This is a genomic window from Nocardia sp. NBC_01009, from assembly GCF_045208035.1.
In the GTDB taxonomy this organism is placed as follows: domain Bacteria; phylum Actinomycetota; class Actinomycetes; order Mycobacteriales; family Mycobacteriaceae; genus Nocardia.
This window is the reverse complement of record NZ_CP108695.1, coordinates 7,797,680-7,813,813: the sequence shown is the minus strand read 5'-3', so window position 1 is coordinate 7,813,813 and position 16,134 is coordinate 7,797,680. Positions and strand designations below refer to the sequence as shown.

General features: G+C 68.0%; 11 protein-coding genes. 5 read left to right on the top strand and 6 right to left on the bottom strand.

Features of this window, described 5'->3' with window-relative positions:
- Positions 1-12: 12 nt before the first annotated feature.
- On the bottom strand, positions 13-2,325 hold the full coding sequence (locus OHA42_RS35325; RefSeq protein WP_406239819.1) for an arylsulfatase: 2,313 nt from the start codon (positions 2,323-2,325) through the stop codon (positions 13-15).
- Between the two features lie 295 nt (positions 2,326-2,620).
- Between OHA42_RS35325 and OHA42_RS35320 the strand changes: the two genes are divergently transcribed.
- The 4 genes from OHA42_RS35320 to OHA42_RS35305 are packed head-to-tail and all read left to right on the top strand — an operon-like array spanning position 2,621 to position 7,717.
- Positions 2,621-4,210, top strand: coding sequence for an ABC transporter substrate-binding protein (locus tag OHA42_RS35320; RefSeq protein ID WP_406232434.1), 1,590 nt, complete (start codon positions 2,621-2,623; stop codon positions 4,208-4,210).
- Complete coding sequence (locus tag OHA42_RS35315) at positions 4,207-5,166, top strand: ABC transporter permease (protein ID WP_406232433.1); 960 nt, start codon at positions 4,207-4,209, stop codon at positions 5,164-5,166. The genes OHA42_RS35320 and OHA42_RS35315 overlap by 4 nt, the downstream gene beginning before the upstream one ends.
- A gap of 5 nt (positions 5,167-5,171) precedes the next feature.
- Complete coding sequence (locus tag OHA42_RS35310) at positions 5,172-6,038, top strand: ABC transporter permease (RefSeq protein ID WP_406239817.1); 867 nt, start codon at positions 5,172-5,174, stop codon at positions 6,036-6,038.
- The gene (locus OHA42_RS35305) at positions 6,035-7,717 is read left to right on the top strand and encodes a dipeptide ABC transporter ATP-binding protein (RefSeq protein ID WP_406232432.1); all 1,683 of its coding nucleotides are present in this window, start codon (positions 6,035-6,037) and stop codon (positions 7,715-7,717) included. Before OHA42_RS35310 ends, OHA42_RS35305 begins: the two co-directional genes overlap by 4 nt.
- A gap of 87 nt (positions 7,718-7,804) precedes the next feature.
- On the opposite strand, the gene OHA42_RS35300 is transcribed toward OHA42_RS35305, so the two are convergent.
- The 5 genes from OHA42_RS35300 to OHA42_RS35280 form a co-directional block, all read right to left on the bottom strand.
- Positions 7,805-7,999, bottom strand: a complete 195-nt coding sequence (locus OHA42_RS35300; protein WP_379060961.1) for a hypothetical protein — start codon at positions 7,997-7,999, stop codon at positions 7,805-7,807.
- Between the two features lie 144 nt (positions 8,000-8,143).
- Positions 8,144-10,000, bottom strand: coding sequence for an NTP transferase domain-containing protein (locus tag OHA42_RS35295; protein WP_406232431.1), 1,857 nt, complete (start codon positions 9,998-10,000; stop codon positions 8,144-8,146).
- A gap of 83 nt (positions 10,001-10,083) precedes the next feature.
- Positions 10,084-10,833 (bottom strand): VOC family protein, encoded by a 750-nt coding sequence (locus OHA42_RS35290; RefSeq protein ID WP_406232430.1) that lies wholly within the window; start codon positions 10,831-10,833, stop codon positions 10,084-10,086.
- 51 nt (positions 10,834-10,884) lie between these two features.
- Entirely contained in the window at positions 10,885-11,196 is a 312-nt protein-coding gene (locus tag OHA42_RS35285; RefSeq protein WP_406232429.1) for an MGMT family protein, read from the bottom strand.
- Positions 11,197-11,201: 5 nt separating this feature from the next.
- On the bottom strand, positions 11,202-11,987 hold the full coding sequence (locus OHA42_RS35280) for an alpha/beta fold hydrolase (RefSeq protein WP_406232427.1): 786 nt from the start codon (positions 11,985-11,987) through the stop codon (positions 11,202-11,204).
- An 88-nt stretch (positions 11,988-12,075) separates the two neighbouring features.
- Between OHA42_RS35280 and OHA42_RS35275 the strand changes: the two genes are divergently transcribed.
- Complete coding sequence (locus OHA42_RS35275) at positions 12,076-15,951, top strand: ATP-dependent helicase (protein ID WP_406239815.1); 3,876 nt, start codon at positions 12,076-12,078, stop codon at positions 15,949-15,951.
- Positions 15,952-16,134: the final 183 nt, after the last annotated feature.

Here is a 16,134-nt window from a genome sequence, read left to right as displayed (position 1 = left end):
CGCACGCTGCGCCTATTCCGCAACGAACTCCGCCTCGCGTTCCACCGCCTCGATAGTGGCGTCGGGGACACGGATCGGGCCCGGCATATAGGTCACCGAACGCAGGTTGCCGGTGTAGCGGAACGGGCCGCGGCGTTCGCGCAGGTCCCACGAGACCGGGCCGCGGGCGTCGACACCGACGGAGATGCCGGTCCACGGGGCCATGCCGACCAGCTGCACCTGATCGCGTAGTTCGCCGACGCGTTCGTCGTCGACGCCGATGCTGAAGTCCCAGCGCAGGCGCGGGCGCACCACCGCGGCGACGGTGATCCGGCGGGTGTCCGCGCGGAGCGGGCCCGCCGAGACCGTGGCGTAGTTGCCGTAGCTGTTCACCCCGAGGGTCACCCACCCGTCCTCGATGTAGAGCAGGTAGCCGCCGAGCGGATCGCCGTGTGCGACCAGAACACCCTCGTCACCGGGGCGGTATCCGCCGAGTTCCACGGTGATGGCGAAGTCGCGGTAGGCGATCAGGCGCTGCGATCGGTAGCGCTCCAGGGTCGGCGTGCCGGGCAGCAGCCGCAGCGGCTCCGCGAAGCGGGACTCCTCGGGCCGCCTGTGCGCCAGATCCTGACGGGTCAGCAGCGGGAAAACGGTATTGGCCCAGGCGGATTCGTCCCAGGCTGTGGCCAATTCGGCGGCCTTGTCCGGATACTGCTCCGAAAGGTCGTGCAGCTCGGTCGGATCGGTGCGCACATCGAACAGCTGCCAGTGCGGGGCATCGACATCGGTGCCGGGCTCGTGCAGCGACAGCAGCTTCCAGCCGTCGCGGTAGAAGCCGCGGTGTCCCGTCATCTCGGAGTATTGCTCGGTGTGTGTGCTGAGTGCCTGCGGGTCGCGCAGCAGTTCAGCGGCGGAGATGCCGTCGAACTCCTTGGCGGGCAGTCCATTACGCACACTCGGACGTTGCAGGCCGGCCAGATCGAGCAGGGTCGGCGCCAGATCGGTGACGTAGGCGTACTCCTGCCGGATGCCGCTGTCGGTTTCGGTGCGCGGCAGACCCTTCGGCCAGGAGACGATGAGCGGCACGCGCACGCCACCCGCGAAGGTCTGGCCCTTGTAGAACCGGAACGGGGTGTTGGAGGCCTGGCCCCAGCCGCGCGGGTAATGCACGCCGAGCCGGGCAGTGCCGATCAGTTCCTCGTCGTGCGGTACATCGCCGACCCAGTCCGGATCGTCGATGTGCGCGAACTCCGCGAAATAGCTGCGGGTGCCCTCCGGGCCGCCCTCGGCGGTGCCGCCGTTGTCCGAGGTGAACACGACGATGGTGTTGTCGAGCTCGCCGAGCTGCTCGACCACATCAAGGATGCGGCCGAGGCTCTGGTCGATGCTATCGACCATCCCTGCGTAGACCTCCATGTACCTGGCGAAGCGCCGCTGCTCATCGGCACTGAGCGAATCCCATTCCGCCGCCTCGTATCCCGGCTCGGTGTTGCGGGCCTTTTGTTGCGTGCCCTCCGGGAAGAGGCCCTGCGCAAGCTGAGCGGCAAACCGGTTCTGGCGCAATCGATCCCAGCCCTCGGCGTAGCGGCCACGGTATTTGGCCTGGTCTTCGGGCTTGGCCTGCAGCGGGCCGTGCATGGCGACATGCGCGAAGTACAGGAAGAAGGGTTTGGCCGAATCGTGGGCGCGCAGGTCCTTGAGGTAGCCGATGGCCTTGTCGGTCAGGTCGTCGGTCAGGTAGTAGCCCTCCGGGTACTGCTCGACGTCGACGACGGAGGAGTCCGACACCAACTGGTTGGGGTAGTAGAAGGAGTTGAGTCCCTCCAGCGAGCCGTAGTAGCGGTCGAAGCCGCGCTGGGTCGGCCACGAATCCCGGTGCGCGGCCGGGTTCATCGTGGCGTCGCGCACCAGATGCCATTTGCCGACCGCGTAGGTTGCGTAACCGTTGCCGCGCAGTATCTCCGGCAGCGTGAGCACGTCGTCGGCCAGCTCCAATCGCAGGCCCGGGTACCCGGGATCGGCATTCGCGACGAAGCCGAATCCGGCACGGTGAGAGTTGATTCCGGTCAGCAGCGCCGCACGCGACGGTGAGCACAGTGGGGTGGTGTGGTAGTTGGTGAACCGAACTCCGTTGGCGGCCAGCCGGTCCAGCGTCGGCGTCTCGATCTCGGAGCCGAACGGGCCGATATCGCTGTATCCCATGTCGTCGACCAGCACCACGATGATGTTGGGAGCGCCTGTGGGTGCGGTCGGTGGGTGGGTCCATTCCGGTGTCGAATCGGCGGTGGTTCGGCCGATCGAACCGGAGCTGGATTCATAGCCGCGGGCGTGGGATGGAACAGGCATCATTCCAGTCAAAGTCGGGAAGTCCCAGGTCGCCAGTATTTCGCGCACGGTGCGCCGAACCGATGCTTGCTGGATCGTTGCCTGTTAGCTTGACCGGTATGCCCACGACTCAGCCCTGTGCACCCCGAGCGGAGTGCGCGCAGGAACCCTGCTGTTCGTGTTGTGCTTCGCGGTGCTGCCGCGCCTGAGCGCGTACATCCCCTCCGTCGATTCGCTTCCCTTCCTGTCCGGTGCCGATGCCGCACCGAAATCGCTCCCTGTCTTCGGCAGCGATCTGTCTTCGAGGATTTGTCAGATGAGTTCTTCCCCCGGCCCACTGGGTCGCCGTAATTTCCTGCGCACCACGGGTATTGCCGCGTTCGCGATCCTCGGCACCGGTGCACTCGCTGCGTGCACTTCGGCGGTGAACGAGCAGAAGTCCGCCGGTGGCGACAATGCGACGCCGGTGCGCGGCGGCACGCTGAAGGTCGGCGTCCCGACCGATCTGGTCCCGGCGAATATCCTGACCAACACCGGAACCGTCCCCGTCGTGGTCGGCCTGGTGTACGAGACGCTGGTCCGCTACCCGAACGACAAGCTGGAACCCGGTCCGTCGCTGGCCAAGTCGTGGACTCTCGCGCCGGACGGGTTGTCGCTGGTGCTGGAACTGCGCGATGACGTGAAATTCCACAGCGGCAGGCCCTTCACCGCCAAGGACGTCGAATTCTCGCTGCGCACCTACGCGGACCCGAAGTGGTCGGCTCAGCTGAAGAGCACGGCCGCGGCGATCACCGAATACGACATCACCGCGCCGCACCGGATCGTGCTGAAGTTCCCGCACCCGGTGGGCAATATCTTCGACCTGCTCGACACCGCGCCGATCCTGGACAGCGAGACCATCGATCAGCTGACCACCGGCGACAAATTCATCGGCACCGGCCCGTTCGAGCTGGTCAAGCGTACCCCGAACACTCAGCTGGTCTTCGAGAAGAACACCCGGTACTGGGTACCCGAACGGCCGTACCTGGATCGTGTCGAGGTCTCCATCATTCCGGACAGCCAGGCCCTGGTGAATTCGCTCAAGTCCGGTCAGATCGCCTTCGCGAGCGGCCTGAACTACCGCGACAACGAAAACTTCGCCAAGAGTGACGGATTCACCACGGTCAGTTACGACGGTGCCGAACTACAGATCTATGTCGGTGTCAATGTCGCCGAGCCCGCCCTCGCCGATGTCAAGGTGCGCCAGGCCATCGCCTACGCGATCGACCGGGAGCGCATCATCGCCGAGGTGTTCCGCAACGCTGGATACCCGGTGAATCTACCGTGGCCCAAGAGTTCTCCCGCCTTCGACGCGACCCGCAACACATCCCTGTCGCGTGACATCGCCAAGGCCGAGCAGGTGCTGTCGCAGACGACGAAGCCGCCGAAGCTGACGCTGTCCTATGAAACCAGCCTTCCGTACTACGAGGCGACCGCGCAGATCGTGCAGGCGAATCTGGCGGAGGTCGGCATCGAAGTGACGCTCGATCCGATCGAACCGGCCACCTTCGTGAAAAGGCTTATCGGCGGCGACTTTCCGGGTCTGTGGGTCACCACCCACTCATGGGCGCAGTTCACGCCGTCGACGCTCACGGTGAGCGCCTACCCCTTCAACGCGCGAAAGAACGCTTCCCACTACGAATCCCCTGCCTATCTCGCCGCGGCCGACGCCGCGTGGAAGGTGATCCAGGGGACCGGCCCCGAGGCGATCAAGGCATACCAGAATGTCAGCGATCGGCTACTGGAGGGACTGTTCCTCATCGAAATCGGCGTGCACCACAACCAGGTCGCCACCTCACGCAAGGTGCACGGAGTGTCCTGGACCAAGCGCCGCGAGACCGTGCTCACGGACGCATTCCTGGCATGACCAGGTATGTGCTGCGCCGCCTGCCCTCCGCGGTGCTCGTCCTGTTCGGCGCGTCGGTGCTGATCTTCCTGTTGCTGCGGCTGGTGCCCGGCGATCCGGCCACGACGCTGGCCGGCCCCGACGCGACGCCGGACACTATCGCGGCCGTCCGGCACCAGCTCGGGCTCGATCGGTCGATCCCGGCGCAATACCTCACGTGGCTAGGCGATCTGGTGACCTTCGACCTCGGCCGGTCCTACATCATCGGCGGCCAGATCGCTGATCTGGTCGGCAACGGGCTTGTCAATACGGTGGTCCTTGCCGCAGCGGCGCTCCTGCTCGCCGTCGTGGCGAGTGTGGTGATCAGTGTGGCATCGGTGGCCCGGCCGAGTCGCTTGCTGAGCGCGGTGGTCGCCGCGGCCAACACGGTGGCCATCGCGCTACCGGTCTTCGTGACCGGTGTGCTGTTGGTGCTGGTGTTCGCGGTCGTGATTCCGGTGCTGCCCGCAGGCGGCGTGCCGCCGGACGGATTCATCGCAAGGCCCGACATCGCGGTGCAGTACCTGCTGTTGCCGTCGATCTGCCTGGCACTGCCGGTGGCGGCCGCGCTCACCCGATTCCTCACCGAATCGCTGCGCACCGAACTGGGCAAGCCCTACGCGCTGACCGCGCGGGCGCTGGGCATCGCGCACTGGCAGATCGTGACCCGCGGTGCGCTGCGCAACGCGCTGCCGACCATGCTGACCGCACTCGGCATCCAGACCGGCCAGCTGCTGGGCGGCGCGGTCCTCGTGGAGTCGGCTTTCGCATGGCCGGGCATCGGGCAGCTCATCGAGCAGGGCATCAGTCGGCGCGACTATCCGGTCGTGCAGGTGCTGTTGCTGTTGTCGGTGGCGGTGTTCGTGATCATCCAGCTCGGCACCGATATCGTGCACGCCTACCTCGATCCGCGCATCCGCATCGGGGGCAAGTCGTGACCGATATCGATGTCCCTGTCGAAGCCGCCGCTGTGGCCCCGGCACCCGCCGACACCACAGGCTCCCTGCTGCGTGCCTTCCGGAGTGGACAAGGTCTGGCCGGCCTGATCCTCGTCGGCGCGATCGCCGCGACCGGAATCTTCGCGGGGCTGCTCACCTCCTACGATCCGATCCAGCAGATACCCGGTGCGAACCTCCTCGGTCCGAGTGGAGAGCACTGGCTCGGCACCGATCACTTGAATCGGGACGTCTTTTCGCGGGTGCTGCACGGCATCCGCATCGACCTGCTGATGGTGTTCATCGCCGTCCCGCTCGGTGCGCTGATCGGCGCGCTGACCGGGCTTGTTTCGAGCGTGAACGCGGTCGCGGATGTGGTGGCGCAGCGCGCCTTCGACCTGATCCTCGCCTTCCCCGCGCTCATCTTCGCCATCGCACTCGCCGCGATCACCGGACCCGGCGCGCACGCGGTGATCCTGGTCATCGTCGCGGCGGAGATCCCGATCTTCGGCAGACAGATTCGCACCTCGATCCTGCAGGTGCGCGAACAGCCGTTCGTCGAGGCCGCCGAGGTCATCGGGGCGGGTCCCTGGTGGATTCTGCGAAAGCACGTGCTGCCCAACGCCGCCGAACCACTGGCGGTGCAGCTTGCCCTGTCGATGTCGGTCGCGGTGTTCATCGAGGGTGCAATGAGTTTCATCGGCATCGGAGTGCGCCCGCCGGACCCCTCGCTCGGCTCGCTGATTGCCGAGTCGATCGGAAACCTGGACGCCAATGCGGCGTTCGCGATCGGCCCGCTGGCCGTGGTGGCCGGGTTGACGCTCGGCTTTCTGTTGATCGCCCAGGCGTTGGGCCGGGCCAGGAGGATGCGATGACCGACACCGACACGATGGACACACTCGTGGAAGTCCGGGATCTGGTGGTGCGCTTCGGATCACGCACCGTGGTGGACGGTGTCGGTTTCTCGGTGCGGCACGGCGAGGTGGTCGCGCTGGTCGGTGAGTCCGGCTCGGGCAAGTCGATCACCGCACGCACGGTGCTCGGGCTGCTGCCGCAGACCGCGACCGCATCCGGATCGATCCGGCTCGGCGACACCGAAATCATCGGTGCGCCGGAGTCGCAACTGCGCGGCCTACGCGGCACCCGCGTGGGCATGGTGTTCCAGGAACCGCAGACCGCGCTGAACCCGGTGCAGAAGATCGGGACCCAGATCACGCAGGCCTTGCGTGCGCATGCGAAAGTCACCAAGGCCGAGGCGCGCAAGCGGGCCGTCGAATTGCTTCGGATGGTGGACATTCCGGAGCCGGAACAGCGCGTCGACTGGTATCCGCACCAGCTCTCCGGCGGGCAGAAACAGCGCGTGGTCATCGCACTCGCCTTATCCGGCGAACCCGACCTGCTGATCGCGGACGAGCCGACCACCGCGCTCGATGTCACTGTGCAGGCCGAAATCCTCGACCTGCTGCGGGGTCTGCAGCGCAGCAACGGCACCGCGATCCTGTTCATCACGCACAATCTCGGCGTGGTCGCCGAGATCGCCGACCGGGTCGTGGTGCTGCATGCGGGCCGGGTCGTCGAAGAGCAGTCCGTCCACGGACTGTTCGCCGAGCCCCGGGAGTCGTATACGCGCACTCTGTTGGCCGCCGTGCCCCGGTTGCCGGCGGGCGACGGGAAGGTCGTGTCGGTCGCGGCCGCCGCCGAATCCGATCAGGAGTCGGAAGCTGCGCCGGTGCTGCAGGTGGACGAGCTGACCGTGGTATATCGAGGGCGTGGTGGAGCGTCGGATTTTCGCGCACTGCACGATGTTTCGCTGACTCTCGGGCCACGTGAAGTGGTCGGGCTCGTCGGAGAGTCGGGTTCGGGCAAGAGCACGCTCGGCCGTACCGCACTCGGTTTGGTGCCGGCGCACTCGGGAAGAGTTGAGCTGCAAGGGGTTTCGCTGGCGGGGCTGCCGGCCGAGGAGCTTCGCGCGTTGCGAAAGCATGTCGCACTCGTCCACCAGGATGTGGCCGCTTCGCTCGATCCGCGCCGCAGCGTCGAGGACGCGATCGGCGAACCTCTCCAGGTGCATCGCGTCGCCTCCGGCGCACTGCTGCGTGCGAAGGTCGGCGATCTGTTGGAATCCGTTCGTCTGCCACGGGACTACGCCACCCGCCGGCCGGGTGAGCTCTCCGGCGGCCAGCGGCAACGGGTCGCACTCGCGCGTGCTCTCGTCCTCGCGCCACGGCTGCTGGTGGCCGACGAGCCGACCAGCGCGCTCGACGTTTCGGTCCAGGCTCAGGTCCTCGACCTGTTCGCGGACCTCCGTGCCGAGTACGGCTTCGCCTGCCTGTTCATCAGTCACGATCTCGCCGTCGTGCATCAGGTGGCCGACCGGGTCGTGGTGCTGCGTGCGGGATCCGTTGTCGAAACCGGACCGGTGACAGATGTTTTCGCTCGCCCGCGCGAGGATTACACGCGGCGACTGCTCGATGCGGTGCCGACTCCTGATCCGACGGTCGCCAGAAGGCCGGTGGATGTCGATTCCGAATCGCTGTTGCGTATCGGTGCGTGAGGCGAAGCTCGAATTTATCCACACAATGGAAACGGGCCGTTGGTTCCTGCAATGCAGGAACCAACGGCCCGTTTTACAGGACTTGGATCAGTGCTGCCCCGGCCGCCGATCGATGCGGTTGGGATCGTTCTCGCCCTGGCGTCGCTGCTGGTCCGGCATCATCTTCTGGCCTTCAGCGCTCCCGCCTGCTCGCGGCATGCCCTGTTCCTGGCGCTGCTGTTGCTGCTGCCGAGGCATCTGCTTGGGCATTTTCTTAGGCGTCTTCTTGGACTTTTCAGCCATCTCCACTCGGTCCTTTCCGGGGGATTAATGTTCGCCTAACAACCACACAATAGCGAGCAGGCATCAATCGTGGAAGGAAAATGCCGATGTGTCGAACGATTCGTGGCAATTTCGGTGGAAATGGGCGGAAATGGGCGGCAGGAATCAGCTGAGCAGGGGCAAGAATTCGACCTGAACGCCGTCGGTTGCTTCGGTCGGGACGATGACCAAGCCGTCGCGGTCGATGAGGCCGCCGAGATGGGTGGTTCGGATGTGGGCGTCGCCGCGCCAGCCGCCGTCCTGGTCGAGCCGGGCCGGGACGATGCGGGGGACCGGGCCCGCGATCTCGGAGGCGTTGTGCAGGGGACCGGTCAGTGCGCGCCGCGGCGGGCTGCCGATGCGGCCGTCGACGAGAGCGGGGGCCAGCGCCATCAAGATGGCGACGGCGGCGAAGGGATTGCCGGGCAGACCGAGGACAGCGGTGCCCGAGGGAAGTTCCGCGACGACGGTGGAGCCGCCGGGGCGTAGGCGCAGGCGGTGCACGAGGATCCTGGCGCCCGCGCGGGTCAGAGCGCCGCGCAGCTGGTCGGCGGCGCCGCCTCCGGTCGCGCCGACGATCACCAGGACATCGCAATCGGTTGCGGCAGTGAGGACTTCGTCGAATCCATTGGGCGTGTCGCGCAGATGGACGCGGGCGATGGTGTGAATGCCGTACCAGGACAACATGTCCGGCAGCACCGGACCGATGGAGTCGCGGGTCTGGCCGTCGCGCAGGGGGCCCCGGCTGCGGATTTCGTCACCGGTCATGACGATGCGGGCCCGGACCGGGCCGCGGACCAGTGCTTCGGTCGCCTCCACACTGGCGGCTGCCGAGATCAGGGTCGCGCTGACCGGGGTGCCTTCGGGTGCGATCAGATCGCCGCGGCTGCGGTCCTCGCCACTGCGGCGGATGTCCTCGCGCAAGGGAGTGTCGGGGAGCCGGTGCAGGGTGTTGTTCGCGTCGACCGTCGCGAACTCGTCCCGCACGACGTGGGTGGTGCCGTCGGGCACGTGCGCGCCGGTGGCGATGCGGACCGCCTCTCCGGTCAGCAATCCGACAGGGCGCTGTCCACCCGCGAAACCGATATCGCGGCGCAGGCGCCAGGGGCCGTCACCTGCGACCGCATATCCGTCCATCGCCGACACATCGAAGCGTGGCAGCGGGCCGACGGCCGACAACGGCGCGGCCAGTGCCGCGCCGCGGACCGAACGCAGGTCGGCCCGATACGCGGTCAGTCGAGAGATATCGGTGCGCAACGTGTTTCGCGCCTCGTCGAGAGTCAGCGCGGGGCGCTCCCGCCGTGCCGCCGCGACGCGCGAGGTCGGCCCCACCGGTCCGGCCCCTGCCGACCGGGCGGGAGCGGGCGGGTTCGCCTGCGGCGCAGCGCTCGTATCGGCCGCGTCGTCCACCGTCCGTGCCGCCGCTCGCGCGCGCCGCACCTGCTCGTCGGTGTCGCAATCGGCGATCCCCGGCATCGCCACGGTCACTGTATCTGTCGGAACCAGCGCCTTCATCGGCTGATTGACCAGCGAATCCAGCTTCGCGAGGGCTGCGGCGAGCGCCGAGCGCCGCCACACTCCGGTGAGGTACTGCGGCCGCCCGGACTCGTCGGCGGCGAACACCGCGTCGGCGCCGGATTCGGTGGCGTGCCTGATCAATTCGACGACCACCGCCCCGGTCAGGAACGGCATGTCGGCGGCGAGCACTACCACCAGCGGCGACGCGGCGGCGCCGAGCGCCCGCAAACCCGCGTCGACCGCGGCCACCGGTCCCGACCCCGGCGGGACTTCCCGAACCTGCCGGATCGCTGAATTCAACTCCGGCCGCTGCGGCCCGACGACGACGGTGCGCACACAGCCTGCGACGGCGGCAAGGGCCGCATCGAGCATGGATCGTCCGCCGATAATGATGGCGGGTTTGTCCACGCCGCCCATGCGGCTGGCACGTCCGCCCGCGAGGATGATCGCGTCGGCGGCCGTCACAAGCCGAAACCTTGGGCGAGGAACAACATGGCCGACATGCTAATTCGTCGGCGCCGCACAACCGCCCAAGCAGGCGCGGTGGATCAGACCGTCGTGTAGCTCGAGGCCGGTCGGAGCAGGCAGAACTCATTGGTCTCCGGATCGGCGAGCACCTGCCCCGGCGCGCCACCGATATCTCCGGTCGAGATCTGGGTCGCGCCCGCTGCGCGGAGCCTGGCCACCTCCTCGGCCTGGTCGTCGGTGGGGAAGGAGGACAGATCCAGGTGTAGCCGATTGCGTCCGCACTTCACGTCGGGCGTCCACACGAACTCCAGCCAGGAACCGAGCCCCGTCGCCGAGCGCAGGCCGGCTACCTGCGCGCCGGCATGTTCCATCGGCCAGCCGGATGCGGCGGACCAGAACTCGGCAAGCCGGACCGGTTCGTGCGTGTCGATGACGATCGCCGCGACCGCACCGGTGTCCACGTACTCCTCCCTCGGCTCCAACACGCAGAATTCATTGCCCTCCGGATCGGCGAGTACCACCCACGACGCCGCCCCCTGGCCGATGTCGATGCGGCGCGCACCGAGCGAAAGCGCCCGATCGACCTGCACGCGCTGGTGGTCGATAGAGCGACTGGCGAGGTCGAGGTGGATGCGGTTCTTCCCGCGCTTCGCACACGCCGCTGGGAGGAAGGTCAGGGCCAGCTCGAGGCCGTCGGGGTCGGGCGCGGCGACATCGACTTCGTCGACGCGGTCCACGGTCACCCCCCAGCCGAGCAATTCGGCCCAGAAGTTCGCGACGAACCGCGGCCGGTCTGCGTCGAACACGACCGACGCCAGGCGGGTGGACATGACTTCCACGGTAACCGTCGAACGTGGGCGGCGTGACGAGATTGCGCGGCACTACCCGTTCGGTGCGCCGGGGAAGGAGAAACGCGCTGCGCGCAGGTCGACTCGCCCGTCACGGATCGCGACACCTTCCTCGGCGAGCAGCCGTAGTTGCCGCTCGGCCAGGTGCGCGGCCGGCTTGCCGCCCGCCCCGATGACTCGATGCCATGGCAGATCCGCGGCGTCGGTGCGCATGATCCAGCCGACCGTGCGCGGCGTGGAAAGTCCCGCCGCTTCGGCGATGTCACCATAGGTGGCCACCCGGCCGAGCGGGATCGTCGCGACCAGCGCACGGGCCAGCTCGACCTGGGCATCCGAGGTGGCCATCGCGATCAGAGCGCCGATCGGATCAGCGCCGCCGTCTCGGCGGGACGGATCTGGGCCACCATGTGATCGCAGTCCCATTCGAGCAGCGTCAGATTGTCGCCGAGCCGCTCGATCAGGGCGGCACGGAACTCCGGTGTCACGAACGGCGGCACCACCTTCATGGCCTGCACGAGCACCGTCGGCAGATCGCGCGGCGGCAGGACGTAGTGGCGGGCGAGCTGACCCCAGTAGGAGTTGACGGCGGGCAGGCTGATCCGCCAGCCGACGCGGCCGTCGGCGGTCGGCATCAGATGCTCGGCCAGTTCCGCATCCAGCAGACGCGGGTCGACCTCGCTCCAGCCGGTCGCCATCTTGTCTCGCCGCGCATGCTCGACGTCGACGTAGTCCGGCGAGGCCAGACTCGACAGCGCGACGTCCATGAGCAGTTCCGGTTCCAAGGCGATAGCCGAGTCGAGCAACACCAACTTGCGCACCAATTCCGGATGGCTATCGGCGAGGTGCAGCGCACACGCGCCGCCGAACGAGTGCGCGACCACCACAACGGGTTCGTCGGTTTCCGCGGCGAGCACCCCGGCGAGATCGGCGACGATGGTCTCGAAATTCCACGGCGGCAGCCCGGTTGAGCGGCCGTGTCCACGCAGGTCAGGAGCGATTATTCGGACATCGGGCAGGTGCTCGGTTGCGATGACTTCCCAGCGTTTGCCGTGGCCGACGACGCCGTGCAGGGCCAGGACGACCGGCCCGTCGGCGGGCCCGAATCGGTGGACATGAAGAGCAGACACGGCATCCATTTTGACGTGTATCGAAACCCGTCGCAGCCCGAGCCGACCCGGAGCGCCTCGTGGTGTGTCGGTCGCGTCTGTTGCAATAGCCCGCGTGGTGCGATCGGATAGCGCGGTGCGACTTGTTCGCCGAAACGTGGCGGCACCCCGGCCTCGGGTCTGGGGTGCCGATGTTCGCGCGCTGTTCGACGCCCAGGCCGCGCTCGGCCCGATCCGCCCCGGATGGCGGCCGTGGCAGGTGCTCGGCGGGCCGGGCACCGGCAAGACCACACTGCTGATCGATCTGGCCGCCGACCGGATCGCCGCGGGAGCCGACCCGGAATCGGTGCTGGTGCTGACCCATTCGAAGCAAGCGGCGAGCGCGCTGCGCGATGCCATCACGACCCGGCTGACCGGTCCGGAGCCCGACGCCGAACCGGGCGTGCCCGGCGCGACGCGCGAGCCGCTGGTGCGCACACTGCACTCCTACGCTTTCTCGGTGCTACGCAGGCACGCCACCGCGCACGGCAACCCGCCGCCGCGTTTGCTGACCGGTGCCGAGCAGGATGCCGTGCTGCGCGAGATGCTGCGCGGTGACCTCATCGACATCGCGGCGGGGGCGACCGGATTGTGGCCCGAACGGTTGCAGCCCGCACTGAGTCTCGGTGGGTTCGCCGAACAGTTGCGCGACCTGATGCTGCGGGCCACCGAGCGCGGGCTCGGGCCGGAGGACCTGGTCCGCCTCGGCCGTGAGCATGCTCGGCCGGAGTGGGTGGCGGCGGGCAAGTTTGCGGTGCGGTACGAGCAGACGATGCTGCTGCGCTGGTCGGTGGGGGTGGAGGCGCCCGAGGCGACCGCGCCCGCACTGGATGCCGCCGAACTCGTCGGCGCCGCCCTCGACGCCTTGGCCGGCGACGCGAATCTGCTTGCCGCGGAACGCTCTCGGATCCGATACCTCCTTGTCGACGACGCCCAGCATCTGGATCCGCAGGCCGCGCTGCTGATTCGGGTGATCGGCAACGCCGCGCAGACGGCGGTGATCGCGGGCGACCCGGATCAGGGCATCTTCACCTTCCGCGGCGCGGACACCCGGTTCGTCGCCGACCTCGCCGCACCGGAGGGGCAGCGAATTATCCTGCGGGACAACCACCGCTCGGGCGGTCAGGTGGAGTTGGCGGTGGCCAGAATCGCGGCCAAGTTGCCAGGCAGTGCGCCACAACGGTTTTCGCTGCCGAGACGCGAGACCGAACCGGAAGACGACGGTACCACGGTGCGGGTTCGGGTGCTGGCCACTCCGGCGAAGGAGGCCGGCCTGATCGCCGACTATTTGCGGCGCGCCCATCTCACTGCGGGCGTGCCGTGGTCGCGCATGGCGGTGATCGTGCGATCGGTGCCGCTGTCGCTGGCACCGCTGCGGCGCGCGCTGCTGGCGGCCGGGGTGCCGGTGCAGCAGCCCGCGCTCGATGCGCCGCTGGCCCGACGGCGCGGCGCGGCCTGGATGCTGCTCGCATTGCGCGCGGTACTCGCGAGCGAGCCGGCGAAGCGTAGTGCGCCGCCGACGACCGAGCCGATGTTCTCCGACGAGGATGCGCTCGACCTGGTCGGCGGGCCGCTCGGTGGCGCCGATCAGATCAGTCTGCGCAGGCTGCGGCGTGGAATTCGACGCAGCGTGCTGGAGTCGCAACGGAACGGATCGAGGTCCGGCGACGGATTCACGAGGGATGACGACGACGGCGGCCTGCTGGATCGGTCCTCGGCGGAGGTGCTGCGGGATCTGCTCGTGGGTATTGCCGACCGCGAGCTCATCGAGCAGCTGACCGATGTGGAGGCCGCACCGCTGCGCCGGGTGCTCGACGCGGTGGATCGGGCTCGGACGGCCCGGCGCAAAGGCGCCGGACTCGAAGACGTGATGTGGGCGCTGTGGACCGGGTCGCGACTGGAGCGACGCTGGGTCGCACAGTCCGAACGCGGTGGCGCGATCGGGATGCAGGCCGATAGGGACCTCGATGCCGTGGTCGGTCTCTTCGACGCTGCCGCAGCCTATGTCGACCGGCTGCCGCGTGCCAGCGTCGAGGGATTCGTCGAATACCTACTGCAACAGGAGATCCCGCACGACACAACCTCGCTGACCGCGCCGGGGGAAGCGGTCGCGCTGCTCAGCGCGCACGCGTCCGCGGGGCGGGAGTGGGATGTGGTCGCCGTTGCCGCAGTGCAGGAAGGCATCTGGCCGAATCTGCGTCCGCGCGGCACGCTGCTCGGCAACGAGGATCTGGTCGATGTGACAGCGGGGATCGCCGATGCCGGGGAGCGCGTGAGCCGCGCGGCGCCGATCCTGGCCGAGGAACGCCGGCTCCTGCTGGTGGCGTGCAGCAGGGCTCGGCAATCGCTGCTGGTCACCGCGGTGGAATCGGTATCGGGCGACCGCGATCTCGTGCCGTCCCGTTTCCTGGCCGAGCTGCTCGGACACGACGACGACGGTGAACCCGGTGCGCTTCCGGTCGCCGATCCCGGTCGGGCCCTGGTGATGCATTCCCTGGTCGCCGAAATGCGCGGCGTGGTCTGCGATTCCGAGGCAGATCCGGAACGCAGGCGCCGCGCGGCCCACCAACTGGCCCGGCTCGCGAGTGCGGGCATTCGCGGCACCCACCCCGAAGACTGGTACGGCACAGCCGATCTCAGCTCGTCGCGGTCCCTGTGGGACGAGGACGACACCGCCGTTGCGCTGTCGCCGTCCACGGTGGAGCTCCTGCGCACCTGCCCGCTGCGCTGGGCATTGGAACGCCACGGCGGCACCGATGGCGACAACCCGCACGCGGTCAAAGGCAACCTGGTGCACACGCTGGTCCAAGCGCTGGCCGGAAAGGTGCCGGAGGCACAGGTCAGGGCTGCCCTCGACAAGGCATGGCAGGCCATCGATCCCGGCACCGGCTGGCACTCCCGCCAGGAGTTGCGCCGCACCGAGGCCATGCTGGAGACATTCATGGCCTGGGTTCGCAACACCCGAGGCGAACTCACCCAGGCCGGCGTCGAGGTCCCGGTCGACTGCGTGCTACCCGCACGCGCGGAAGACGAACGCCCCGTCCGCATCCGTGGTCGAGTCGACCGATTGGAACGCGACGCCCTCGGCCGCTTCGTGATCGTCGACGTAAAGACCGGCAAGTCCCCGGTCACCAAACAAGCCGCCGCCGACCATGCCCAACTCGCGACCTACCAGGTAGCCGCGGCGATGGGTGCGCTCGACCCGACGATGGGCAAGTCGGATGACAACCCACGCGAATCGGGTGGGTTCGACACCGAAACCCGAGGTGTCACCCGGGAATCCCGTTCTCCCGCACTCGAATCGAGGCGCGCCACCACTGAGTCCTGGAGCTTGCCGGACGCCGCCGAACTCGGAGCGGGCGAACCGGGAGGACCAGTCGGTATGGTCGGCGTCGTAGCTGGAGTTCCGATGTCACCTGCTGACTCGGGTGGCCCCGGTGTGCGTGGGGAGTCCGGTGCGGTTGCGGGCACAGCCGATGGACCTCGGGTCGAGGCCGCTGGGGCATCGGGAACACCCGAAGTCACGACCACTGGAACATCGAGCACAACAGCTGAACCAGGCAGCGCCGCAGGTTCGCGTGGTGAGGTTGTGAGCGAATCCGATGGAACTGTGGGTGTGTCCGGTGGTGCTGTGGGTGAGTCCGGTGGTGGCGTAGGTGAATTCGGTAGGACTCCCGGCCCGGCCATCGGTGAAACCAATGCTCCGATGGGAGAGCCCGGTGGGGCACGGTTGGTCTACGTCGCCAAGCCGAGCAGCAAGGAAGGCGCGACCCAGCGGATGCAATTGCCGCTGGATGCCGAAGCCCTGGAGAAATGGCGCGGCACCATTCACGACGCGGCGGCCGCGACCCAGGGGCCGAGCTACCTCGCCATGCGCAACGATGGCTGCAGGCACTGCGCGGTCGCGGGCAGCTGCCCGGTCCAGGACACCGGGAGGCAGGTGACCGACGAGTGAGGGAGTACCTCGAGCGGGCCGTTGGCGTGGGTCCGTCTGGAGCTGTGGTGTCGTGTGCCGGCGCGGCGCAGTGGTCGACCGACCCGCAGCGAATGGACCACGGGCTCGGGGCTCACGGGACCTGCGGTGTCGGCCGGCGACGAGGTGGAACAGCGAGGGTGCGTAGCGACCAGACCTGCGCGT